11 protein-coding genes are annotated in these 10349 nt (G+C 60.2%); 7 read left to right on the plus strand and 4 right to left on the minus strand.

The annotated features are described in order from the left end of the window. The first annotated feature begins 192 nt into the window (after positions 1–192). Positions 193–1545, plus strand: coding sequence for a 3-oxoacyl-ACP reductase (locus DFS28_RS07105; protein WP_111449158.1), 1353 nt, complete (start codon positions 193–195; stop codon positions 1543–1545). A 2-nt stretch (positions 1546–1547) separates the two neighbouring features. Continuing rightward, positions 1548–2402: a MaoC family dehydratase gene (locus DFS28_RS07110; RefSeq protein ID WP_111449159.1), complete on the plus strand. Its 855-nt coding sequence runs from the start codon at positions 1548–1550 to the stop codon at positions 2400–2402. A gap of 86 nt (positions 2403–2488) precedes the next feature. Here DFS28_RS07110 and DFS28_RS07115 read toward each other — a convergent pair whose 3' ends face one another. Together DFS28_RS07115 and DFS28_RS07120 are read right to left on the minus strand one after the other, a co-directional pair. Then, complete coding sequence (locus tag DFS28_RS07115; protein ID WP_111449160.1) at positions 2489–2902, minus strand: response regulator; 414 nt, start codon at positions 2900–2902, stop codon at positions 2489–2491. A gap of 84 nt (positions 2903–2986) precedes the next feature. After that, positions 2987–3187 (minus strand): Flp family type IVb pilin, encoded by a 201-nt coding sequence (locus DFS28_RS07120; RefSeq protein WP_111449161.1) that lies wholly within the window; start codon positions 3185–3187, stop codon positions 2987–2989. Positions 3188–3511: 324 nt separating this feature from the next. On the opposite strand from DFS28_RS07120, the gene cpaB reads away from it, so the two are divergent. The 5 genes from cpaB to DFS28_RS07145 all read left to right on the plus strand — a co-directional run bounded on the left by cpaB (position 3512) and on the right by DFS28_RS07145 (position 8844). Further along, positions 3512–4459: a Flp pilus assembly protein CpaB gene (gene cpaB, locus DFS28_RS07125; RefSeq protein ID WP_111449162.1), complete on the plus strand. Its 948-nt coding sequence runs from the start codon at positions 3512–3514 to the stop codon at positions 4457–4459. A 129-nt stretch (positions 4460–4588) separates the two neighbouring features. Continuing rightward, positions 4589–5785 carry a pilus assembly protein gene (locus DFS28_RS07130; RefSeq protein ID WP_111449163.1) on the plus strand — a complete coding sequence of 399 codons (1197 nt, stop codon included), beginning with the start codon at positions 4589–4591 and terminating at the stop codon, positions 5783–5785. After that, the gene (locus DFS28_RS07135; RefSeq protein WP_111449164.1) at positions 5782–7062 is read left to right on the plus strand and encodes a CpaF family protein; all 1281 of its coding nucleotides are present in this window, start codon (positions 5782–5784) and stop codon (positions 7060–7062) included. The genes DFS28_RS07130 and DFS28_RS07135 overlap by 4 nt, the downstream gene beginning before the upstream one ends. A gap of 10 nt (positions 7063–7072) precedes the next feature. Continuing rightward, complete coding sequence (locus DFS28_RS07140; protein ID WP_111449165.1) at positions 7073–7957, plus strand: type II secretion system F family protein; 885 nt, start codon at positions 7073–7075, stop codon at positions 7955–7957. Continuing rightward, entirely contained in the window at positions 7954–8844 is an 891-nt protein-coding gene (locus tag DFS28_RS07145) for a type II secretion system F family protein (RefSeq protein WP_111449166.1), read from the plus strand. Before DFS28_RS07140 ends, DFS28_RS07145 begins: the two co-directional genes overlap by 4 nt. A gap of 98 nt (positions 8845–8942) precedes the next feature. On the opposite strand, the gene DFS28_RS07150 is transcribed toward DFS28_RS07145, so the two are convergent. Together DFS28_RS07150 and DFS28_RS07155 are read right to left on the minus strand one after the other, a co-directional pair. Continuing rightward, the gene (locus DFS28_RS07150) at positions 8943–9722 is read right to left on the minus strand and encodes a response regulator transcription factor (protein ID WP_111449167.1); all 780 of its coding nucleotides are present in this window, start codon (positions 9720–9722) and stop codon (positions 8943–8945) included. Positions 9723–9835: 113 nt separating this feature from the next. Next, positions 9836–10306, minus strand: a complete 471-nt coding sequence (locus DFS28_RS07155; protein WP_111449168.1) for a prepilin peptidase — start codon at positions 10304–10306, stop codon at positions 9836–9838. Between the last annotated feature and the right edge of the window lie 43 nt (positions 10307–10349).

Consider the following 10349-nt stretch of genomic DNA (forward strand, 5'->3'; position numbering starts at 1 on the left):
ACCAACCCCCCTGTAGGCGCTGAGCTCGCTCGCGATGGCGGTGGGTCAGCTACATTGATGTCAACTGACACACTGTCCATCGCTAGCAAGCTCAACTCCTACAATAGCCAAGCGTAGGCCTTATCTCGTGGATCGAACGACTGATTGCCATTCATGGTCCACACTTTGAACCCCAGCTGCTGGAGCGCGTCCATGTCTGACCGTTATATCGACTTCGCCAATTCGTCCATCGGCCATCGTGTGGTCGGTGCCCTGGGTCTGCCGTCGCCGGTTCGGCTGGAGCGCTGGCAAGCCGGCCGGCTGCGGCCTGTCGAGGGGGCGCTGTTGATAGGCGGTGGCCCGTTGACGGAGAAAATCAGCACCTTTGCCAACCGCCTCACCGACGCGATTTACAGCTACGGTACCGAGCCTTCGCTGGCCACCGCGTGGATTCCCGGCCACGGCCCCAAACTCAAAGCCGTGGTGTTCGACGCCAGCGACCTGGTGCAGACCGATCAACTCAAACAGCTGCGCGAGTTCTTCCAGCCGCTGATAAAAAATCTCGATCACAGCGCGCACCTGGTGATTCTGGGGCGCGCGCCGGAGACTTTGAGCGATCCGTTCGCCGCCAGTGCCCAGCGAGCGCTGGAAGGCTTCAGCCGTTCGCTGGCCAAGGAGCTGCGCAGCGGCGGCACCTTGCAGCTGATTTATGTCGGCGCAGGTGCAGAGGATCAACTGGAAGGCCCACTGAGGTTTTTTCTCTCGCCCAAAAGTGCGTTCGTTTCCGGGCAAGTGATTCGCTTGAATGCCTGCGACGCGCAGGTGACGGACTGGACTCGCCCATTGGCCGGCCGCAAGGCGTTGGTCACTGGCGCGGCACGCGGCATCGGCGCCTCCATCGCCGAAACCCTGGCCCGCGACGGGGCGGACGTGATCCTGCTCGACGTAGCACCGGCCAAGACTGACCTCGAAGCCCTCGCCGCACGCCTCGGCGGGCGCAGCATCACCCTGGACATTTGCGCCGACGATGCCGCCGCGCAGTTGGTCGAGCATCTGCCCGACGGCATCGACATCGTGGTCCACAACGCCGGAATCACCCGGGATAAAACCCTGGCCAACATGACCCCGGAATTCTGGGACGCGGTGCTGGCGGTCAACCTCAATGCGCCGCAAGTGCTGACCAAGGCATTGCTCGACAGCGGCACCCTGCACGACAACGGCCGGGTGATCCTGCTGGCGTCCATCAGCGGCATCGCCGGCAATCGCGGGCAAACCAATTACGCCGCGAGCAAGGCCGGGCTGATCGGTCTGGCCCAGGCCTGGGCGCCGACGCTCAATGAACGCGGCATCAGCATCAATGCGGTAGCACCCGGTTTCATCGAAACCCAGATGACCGCGCATCTTCCGTTCGGCGTGCGTGAGGCCGGGCGGCGCATGAGTTCGCTGGGCCAGGGCGGCCTGCCGCAAGACGTCGCCGAAGCGGTGGCGTGGCTGGCTCAACCGGGCACCGGCGCGTTCACCGGGCAAGCGCTGCGAGTGTGCGGACAAAGTGTTTTGGGGGCTTAGGCATGATCATCGATTGGCACACACTCAACCGCGAACCAAGCCTGTCGGGACTGTATGTGCGGGCTGCGACGCGGCGCAAAATCACCGGCACCACCCTGCCCGACTCGGGTTTGCGCTGCTGGATCAATGTCGACCCGGAGCACCTGGCGGACTATCGCAAAGTCTGCGGTTTTGCCGAGAACGGTTTGTTGCCGCCCACCTACCCACACATCCTCGCGTTCGCCTTGCAGATGCAATTGCTGACGGCCAAGGAGTTTCCGTTCCCGCTGCTGGGGTTGATTCACCTGAGCAACCGCATTCGCATCTTTCGCCCAATGGGCGGCGTGAATCGTGTGCGGGTCAGCGTTCAGGTGCAAAACCTCCAGCCCCATGAAAAAGGCGCGACGTTCGACCTGGTGACGACACTCAACGATCAGCTGGGGGCGTTGTGGGAAGCTGAAAGCCAGATGTTGTGTCGCGGGGTCAAACTCGCAGGCGAGCCCGCCGAAGAAGTGTTGGCATCGACACTGGAAATGTCGCAAGTGGCCCGCTGGAAAGCGCCGTCGGACATTGGGCGGCAGTACGCCAAGGTGTCCGGTGACTACAACCCGATTCACCTGAGTGCCATCAGCGCCAAACTCTTCGGTTTCCCGAGGGCCATCGCCCATGGCTTGTGGATCAAGGCGCGAACCCTGGCGGCGCTTGCCGATCATCTGCCGGCTGCGAATGTCGAGATTGCGGTGCAATTTCGCAAACCGGTGCGATTGCCCAGTGAGGTGACATTGCTGGCCAGTGCGGCAGGGTCGAGCGGGGATTTGCTATTGGTGGGTGCGGGGGATCTTGAGCATATGGCGGGGCATTGGCGGCCGGTTGCCTGACCAGGACGGTCCTACGCTCTGTGTTCGACTCTTGGGACGCAGAGCGTCCCTGGCTGCATTCCCACGCAGAGCGTGGGAACGATCAATTACTGACTCACTAAATCCAGGCGAGGCTGCGGGAACAAATTATTCAACGTCTCTAACAACCGCACGTGATAAATCGGCTTGCGAAACAGGTCGAGCACCTGCAACCGCAACATGTCGCTGACATCCTCCATGTCCGCATGCCCCGACGTCACAATCACCGGCAAATGCTGGCGGGACGTATGCTCGCGCAACCGCTTGATCAACGACATGCCGCTCTCCTCCGGCATCCGCAAATCAGTAATTACCAACGCAATATCAGGGTGGCGCGTCAGATGATTCAGCGCGAGCTTGACCGAGGTGGCGGTAAAGCAATTAAAGCCCTCGCCCTCCAGCAACTCCGCCAACTCCAGTAACGCATCCTCCTCATCATCGACCAGAAGTAGCTGTTGGCGTGGAAATGAGGGAGCGTTCATGGGCAACACCTGCAATGGACTAAGCGCTGACGTTAGAAGCCCTTTGGAGCATTAGCAAGTTGCCGGCAAGAACTCGCCTCGCCGTCATAATAAAGCGTTCTGGATAGTGGTAAACATGGCGGTGACAGCGTTGGAGATCGGCGTCACAAACGCCGCAAGAGCGACTGCCACCATGCCCGCAATAATGGCGTACTCAATACCCGAAGCCCCCTCGGTATCTTTGGCCAGGCCCTTGTAAAAAGCGATTTCGGATTTGATCTTCTGAGCAATCTTGGAAAAGGACATGGCAGCTCTCCTGAAAGACGACGGGTGTTGCACGGTCGCAACATGATTCCCCTATGCCAGCATCAGCATTGTCGGCATTCCCCGTACCCACAACTGTAAGAACGAATTATCACTAAAGTATTAATCGCGTCGTTGACGCCAAAAAAGTCACGTTTTCGCCCTAGCTACTTACTTTTGTTAGTTATTTTCAGTCTCGTAATGGCTTTTTGCTCTAGCTGAGCTACCGTCAAATAGCGAAATAGTTCCATGTTCATAGCTGCCTGATTGCGAAGTTTTCTCGTTGGGTGCGACGAGGTCTCAAGCAGCAGGAAAGGGAGAGCCGTCATGAACAGTCGTGTCACTCTAGGCTTGGCTGGCTTGTTTCTGGTGGGCGCTATTATTGCCGGTTACTGGGGCCTTACGCTGAGCCGCCAACCCGTTCCCGAGGCGGCCGTGCAAGCCGGCAATGTTACGCCGGCCCCCAGCGCCCAGACACCTGCCCCCGTGGACGACCCCACCCGCCAACCGGTGGTGGTGCTGCTGCATGATGTGCCACCGTTCGTACCGATCAGCGCCGCCGACGTGACCCTGGAAAAACTCCGTACCGCCCCGGCCGGCAGCCTGAGTCGCCTCGATCAAGCCATTGGCCGAACACCTTGGCGCGCCCTCAGTGCCGGCACCTGGCTCAATGATGAAAGTTTCGAAGCCGGCGGCAGACTGGCGCGGATGATTCGTCCCGATGAACGCGCCCTCGCCGTCGCGGTGGATGAAGTGATCAATGCCGGCGGGCAACTGACACCGGGGGACTACGTCGATGTGCTGCTGTTTCTGCGCATGGACAACAACAACCTTCAGTCGTCGGCGCAACTGGTGGTGCCGGCCTTGCGGGTGCTGGGGGTAGGCGAACAGATGGGGTTGACCAACGACGGTCAACCTGCAAGCCCGGCCCGCAGTAACGAAGAAAAACTCAGGCAGGAACAAACGCGCACCAGCGCCCACAGCGTCTTGCTTGCCGTCCCCGAACAACTACTGAGTCGGTTGATGCTCGCGGCCCAGGCCGGCGTGTTGCGCCTGGCCGTACGCAGCGCCGATGAAAAACGTCTGGCTCGTTACTGGGCCGGCGAAAGCTATTCATCGGCCAACCTTGCCAGTACCAACCGCGACTTGATCCAGTTCAACCAACTGGCCATGACGCCCCCACCCAAACCTGTCGTCACCCACGGCGGCACAGCACCGCGCAAGCCGAGCGTGGAAGTCATCCGCGGCAACGAAATCACCCAACAAACCCCCTGAATCGAGCAAGGACGAATCTAAATGCCCAGTCGTTGCATGGCCTTGTTTCAAGCGCAACGATGACCCGAACTGGTATCACCTGAACTTCCTCGAAAACTGCAACTTCGATAAACGCGGCGGATTATCGCAATGAGCCAGAGCCAGAACCTGAGCCAGACCTTCCTCGCGATCACGCGCAACAGCACCGACCTTGAGTGGCTGCAAGGTGCCCTCGCCCCGTTGGGCCAAGTGGTCAGCGCCGGCAGTGGCAGCCTCGACGAATTGCTGGCGCTGGTGGACGTGACCTTCGCCAGCCTGGTGTTCATCGGCCTGGACCGCGAACACGTGGTGGCCCAAAGCGCACTGATCGAAGGTGCCCTGGAAGCCAAACCGATGCTGGCGATCGTCGCGCTGGGCGATGGCATGGACAACCAACTCGTGCTCAATGCCATGCGCGCCGGTGCACGGGATTTCGTGGCCTATGGTTCGCGTTCCAGTGAAGTCGCGGGGTTGGTGCGACGGCTGGGCAAACGCTTGCCGCCCGTGGCCCCGAATACCCAACTGGGCAGCCTGACGGTGCTCTACGGTGTGCAGATCAACGCCGACGGTGCGCTGCTCGCCACGCACCTGGCGCAAGTGGTGCAAAAGAGCGGGCAGCAAACGTTGTTGCTGGACCTGGGCCTGCCACGCGGTGACAGCCTGGCCTTGCTCGGGCTGGAGAGTTCGTTCCACTTCGGCGATGCACTCAGGCACTTGCGGCGCCTCGACGCGACGCTGATCGACAGCGCGTTCACCACCTGCGCCGCCGGGTTGCGGATCCTCGCCTACGCCAGCCACGATATGGCGCTGGAACACACCAGCACCGCCGAGTTGTACATGCTGCTCAGCGCCCTGCGCCAACACTTCCAGCACATTGTGGTGAACCTGACTGGCCAGCCGGACAGCGAAGCGCTACGCACCTTCGTCACCCATTGCGACAAGTTGCTGTGGTACACCGATCAGAACGTCCTCGACTGCCGCCGCAACCTGGCGGTACTCAACCTGTGGCGTGAAAAAGGCATGAAGCTCGATCACGCCAGACTGCTGGTGGATCGCTACCTGCGCAATGTCGCTCCGGACTCCGAGACCCTGAGCAAAAGCTTCGGCATGGAGATCATCGCGACCCTCGTCTACAGTCCGGAAGTGCGGCTCAACGCCAAGAACCAAGGTGTGACGCTGTTTGAACTGGCCCCCCGCGAAGGCCTGACTCAAAGCCTGCGCGCCCTCGGCGATCAGTTGGCCAAGCGTTCCGAGGGCCTGGCCAAGCCCAAGTCTGGCTGGTTCAACCGGTTGAGGGGTGCGCAATGAGCGGTGAAAAACTCTTCGGTGCCCCTGTACGCACCACCACTGGCAACACTGACCACGAAGGTCTGAAACTGGTGCTGCACCGCTACATCATCGACGCCATCGAGGAGTCCGGCAAAAACCTGCTGGAGGGTTCGCGGCAGGTGCTCTCACAGTTCGTCATCGACAAGGTTGCCGAGTACATCGCCCGGCTGCACCTGGCGATTTCCCGCTATGAAATGGAGCGTCTGGCCGAAGAAATCGTCGACGAACTCACCGGTTTCGGCCCCTTGGAAGTGCTGCTGCGGGACCCGGCGGTGACGGAGATTCTGGTCAACGGCCCGCACCGGGTGTTCATTGAGCGCGACGGCATACTGCATCTAAGCGACCTGCGCTTCATCGATGCGCATCACGTCGAACGGGTTATGCAACGGATCCTCGCGCCCCTCGGCCGACGGCTCGACGAGTCGTCGCCAATGGTCGACGCACGACTGCCCGACGGTAGCCGGGTCAACGCGATCATTCCACCGATTGCGCTCGATGGCCCCTGCCTGTCGATACGTAAATTTCGCAAGGACATGCTCAAAAGCTCGGACTTGATGGCGATGCAAACCATCGATCAGCCGATCTTCGACTTTATTCAGGAGGCCGTGGGCAAGCGCTGCAACATCCTGATCAGCGGCGGCACCGGCACCGGCAAAACCACGCTGCTGAACATTCTCAGCCAGTTGATCAACCCTCATGAGCGACTCGTCACCATCGAAGACGTCGCCGAACTGCAACTGGGCCACCCTCACGTGGTGCGCCTGGAAACCCGACCGCCGAATGCCGAGGGCCACGGCGAAGTGAAGGCCAGTGACCTGATTCGCAACGCCCTGCGGATGCGCCCGGACCGAATCATCCTCGGCGAGATTCGTGGCGTCGAAGTGCTGGACGTACTCACCGCCATGAACACCGGCCACGACGGTTCCATGAGTACCGTGCACGCCAACAACGCCCAGGATGCGCTGTTGCGCCTGGAGACATTGGTGGGCCTGACGGGCCGTACCATCGCCGAACGGACCTTGCGGCAAATGATCTGCGCCGCACTGGACGTCGTGATCCAGCTCACGCGCCTGCCCGACGGCCGCCGCTGCGTCAGCGAAGTGGTGGAGGTGGTTGGCTTGCGTGAGGACGTGTATGTCACCAACACGTTGTTCCGGTTCGACCGGCGCAGCGGGTTCGGATTCATGCGTGAGGCGGCCAACCCCGCTGGCGACAAACTGCGCCGTGAGTTGGCGCTCTCTCCCTCTGCGTACTGAAGGCCACGGCATGCTCAAACCGGTGCTGCTCATCCTCGTTTCCCTGGTCTTGCTCGGACTGTCGATCCGCCTGTTTTATCGCGGTTTGCGCCAGACCGGCGCCGAGCGGGTACTGGGACGCCTGACCGAGGGGCAACTGCAGCCGGTGCCGACGAAAACCTCCTGGGTCGGTCTGGATCGGGCCTTTCTGCGGGCCGGCCTTGGGCGTCCCTCCAAGCGTCTGGGGGGGTGGCTGCTGCTCTGGGCCTTTGGCATCTTGCTCGGATTTGCTACCGGTGGCTGGTTCGGCTTGCTGGTTCTGTTACTGCTGCCGCCGCTGATTCTGCGTCTGTATGTCAATTGGCGTTATCAGCGCCGACTCCAGCGCATGATCGAACAACTGCCACAAATGCTCGATCACACCGTGCGCAGTCTGAAGTCCGGGCGCACTCTGGCCGATGCGGTGCTGGGCGCCATCGACACCGCTGAAGACCCGCTGAAAAACGCCATGGGGCGGATTCAGCGCAACGTGGTGTTGGGGGTCAGCCTGCCGGATGCCGCGGCGGACTTTGCCGAGCTGTATGAGAAAGACGAACTTCGCCTGTTCGCGCTCGGGTTAAAGGTCAATCACCGCTATGGCGGCAACGCCAGCGAACTGCTGGAAAACCTGATCAAGATGATCCGCGAGCGCGAGCAGGCTGCGCGCCAGCTCAGGGCCATGACCGGTGAAACCCGGGTGACCGCGTGGGTCCTGGGCTGTTTGCCGATTGGCCTGGCCGGCTATTTCCTCGCGACCAACCCTCATTACTTGCTCGCCATGTGGCACGACGGCTCGGGGCAAATCATGCTCGCGTCCGCGTTCGGCTTGCAGGTGGTCGGCAGCCTGGCGCTCTGGCATATGTTGCGCAGCGTATGAAAGTGCCCTTGCTGATCTGCGCATTGCTGTTTCTGGGGGCAACATTATTGCTGCTCAGCGGTTTGCTGGAGCACCGTCGGCGGGTTCGCCAGGTGGCGCAACGGCTCGACGGCAAACTGGCGAGCGACAACCGGGTAAATCAGTGGCTTGAGCTGCTGGGCAGTAGCCGGATCGGTCAGCGCTCGGTCAACCTGGATAACGAAACCCAGGCATTGCTTAACCGTCTCGGCTGGCGCAGTGCCCGGCGACGTTCACTGTTCGCGGCGTTCCAGGTAGGCGCTCCGGTGCTGGCGCTGGCCCTGACCTTGCTGATCCAGGCCGTGTTCTTCCCTCACACAAACAATCACTGGATGGCCCCGGCGTTCGCCACCTGCCTCGGCTATCTATTGCCCAAACGGTTGCTGGCCGCTGCCGCGCAGCGTCGGCAAAAACAACTGGCGATCGAAATTTCCACCTTCATTCCGCTGCTGCGCATCCTGTTCGAATCGGGCATGGCGGTGGAGCAGTCGTTGCGAGTGTTGAGCAATGAAGGCAAACAATTATTGCCGGCCCTGACCCATGAATTGCACTTGGTATTGGCCCGGGTCGATTCCGGCCTGGAACTGGGCGAAGAACTGCACAAAACCACCCTATTGCTGGCCGTCGACGAGTTCACCGACACCTGCGTCATCCTTGAGCAGTTGATCCATCAGGGGGGCGGCGCGATGAAATCCCTGCTGACCCTCAAGCAATTGCTCGATGACCGGCGCCTGACGCGCCTGCAGGAATACATCTCCAAGCTGTCCGCCAAAATGTCCATCGTGATGATGCTGTTTCTCTTCCCGGCGTTATTGATCGTACTGGCCGGCCCGGGCTTCACCGCCCTGTCCCGTGCCTTTGGTCATTAGAGGGATCGTGATGAAAGCAATAATTGCCGGTTTGAATCGGCTGTTGTCAGGCCGTTGCGCGAGCATTGGTGCGGGCACTTGGTAAAAAAGACAAAAACCTAATGCGCCGTCACCCCCTGACGCAATCCATGACCGGGTAACAACGCCAGCGCCAACTGCGTCCGGTTATGCATATGCGTCAACCGCAAAACCTGCGACACATAAAGCTTCACCGTGTTCTCGGTAATCCCCAGCTCACAGGCAATCTGATAATTCGTCTGCCCCTTCCCCACCAACCGCGCCACCTCCAACTGCCTAGGCGACAGGTGATTGAAAATCGCCGGAATCTCAAGCCGATCCACAGCGATGACAGCCTCATCAGTGGAAACCGATAACCGCGGCCCCCGCCGAACCTTATCCAGATCCTGATACAGATCATCGATCGACTCGGCAAGGTACTGCAGCTTCTGATCCAGATGCCCGAGCTGCAGACTCTTCTGCCGCTCCTGCAAAACCACTGCCTGACGCGCAATCCCTTCGAGCAACTCACCCGGATTAATCGGCTTCTGGTAGTAATCGGCAAACCCGGCCCGCAACGCCTTGATCACATCCTGCTTGTCCGCACGTCCAGTGAGCATGATGGCTTCAAACACTCGGTGCTTGCCGGATAACCGTTGCAGCTCCTGAACCAGTTGAATCCCGTCCAGACCGGGCATGTGCAAATCGCAAAGCACCAGGCTGATCGCTTCGTCTTCATTGAAACGTTCGACGGCCTGATGGCCTGTCTCGCAAGAAACGCAACGGTAACCGCGGCCGTCAAGAAGCTCGCAGAGCTCTGCGGCAATCAACGGCTGGGCATCGACCACAAGGATTTTTACTGCCGATGAAAGCTTGTTCACGTGCGACTCCCTGCAAGGTCAAAATTGACCGTTCCTCTACAAACAGCCACAGACAGTACAAATGCTGAGTTGAAAGTAGACGTACTTTCCGACTCTGTACATAGAACGGGCGACTAGTGAAACCAGGCGAGCGTGAGCAACAGGCCCACCAATACGAAGGGTGCAAAGGGCTGTTTCTTTGACATTCCAGGCCCCAGATATCGAAGATGATTTCTAAGCCCTTGGCCCATATGAAGCCAGACTCTTGGCGCCAGCAGCAGCCACAGCACACTGGCCAATCCGGCACCGATGAACACGCCGAGCAGGTGCATGCCGTCCGTCGCCAGACCCAGGCCAGTCATTAATTTCACATCGCCTGCGCCCAAGCGTCTCAGCGCATAACCGGGCAAGGTAAAGGCCAGCGCCAGCAAAAAAGCCCAGCCGCCCTGCACCGCCTCAGCCCCCAGCCAGGTCGTGCCCGTCCACAGGAGATACGCCAGCGCCAACGCCGCTGCGCCAAGGGTCAGGCCATTGGCGATGTGTCGTTCTCGAGCATCCTGTGCTGCGCATAGCGTCAGCCAGATCAGTAATACAAAGCTCTGCATCCGGTAAAAAACGTCCGTTTTGGCTGAATGATTCTATGCTGAT

Source organism: Pseudomonas sp. 478 (assembly GCF_003254125.1).
GTDB lineage: Bacteria > Pseudomonadota > Gammaproteobacteria > Pseudomonadales > Pseudomonadaceae > Aquipseudomonas.

Bases quoted from the DNA above. Each gene is read 5' to 3' on its own strand.
- cpaB (WP_111449162.1), top strand. From the start codon at position 3,512: ATGAACAGTCGTGTCACTCTAGGCTTGGCTGGCTTGTTTCTGGTGGGC.
- DFS28_RS07110 (WP_111449159.1), top strand. From the start codon at position 1,548: ATGATCATCGATTGGCACACACTCAACCGCGAACCAAGCCTGTCGGGA.
- DFS28_RS07130 (WP_111449163.1), top strand. From the start codon at position 4,589: ATGAGCCAGAGCCAGAACCTGAGCCAGACCTTCCTCGCGATCACGCGC.
- DFS28_RS07115 (WP_111449160.1), bottom strand. From the start codon at position 2,902: ATGAACGCTCCCTCATTTCCACGCCAACAGCTACTTCTGGTCGATGAT.
- DFS28_RS07105 (WP_111449158.1), top strand. From the start codon at position 193: ATGTCTGACCGTTATATCGACTTCGCCAATTCGTCCATCGGCCATCGT.
- DFS28_RS07155 (WP_111449168.1), bottom strand. From the start codon at position 10,306: ATGCAGAGCTTTGTATTACTGATCTGGCTGACGCTATGCGCAGCACAG.
- DFS28_RS07135 (WP_111449164.1), top strand. From the start codon at position 5,782: ATGAGCGGTGAAAAACTCTTCGGTGCCCCTGTACGCACCACCACTGGC.
- DFS28_RS07120 (WP_111449161.1), bottom strand. From the start codon at position 3,187: ATGTCCTTTTCCAAGATTGCTCAGAAGATCAAATCCGAAATCGCTTTT.
- DFS28_RS07145 (WP_111449166.1), top strand. From the start codon at position 7,954: ATGAAAGTGCCCTTGCTGATCTGCGCATTGCTGTTTCTGGGGGCAACA.
- DFS28_RS07140 (WP_111449165.1), top strand. From the start codon at position 7,073: ATGCTCAAACCGGTGCTGCTCATCCTCGTTTCCCTGGTCTTGCTCGGA.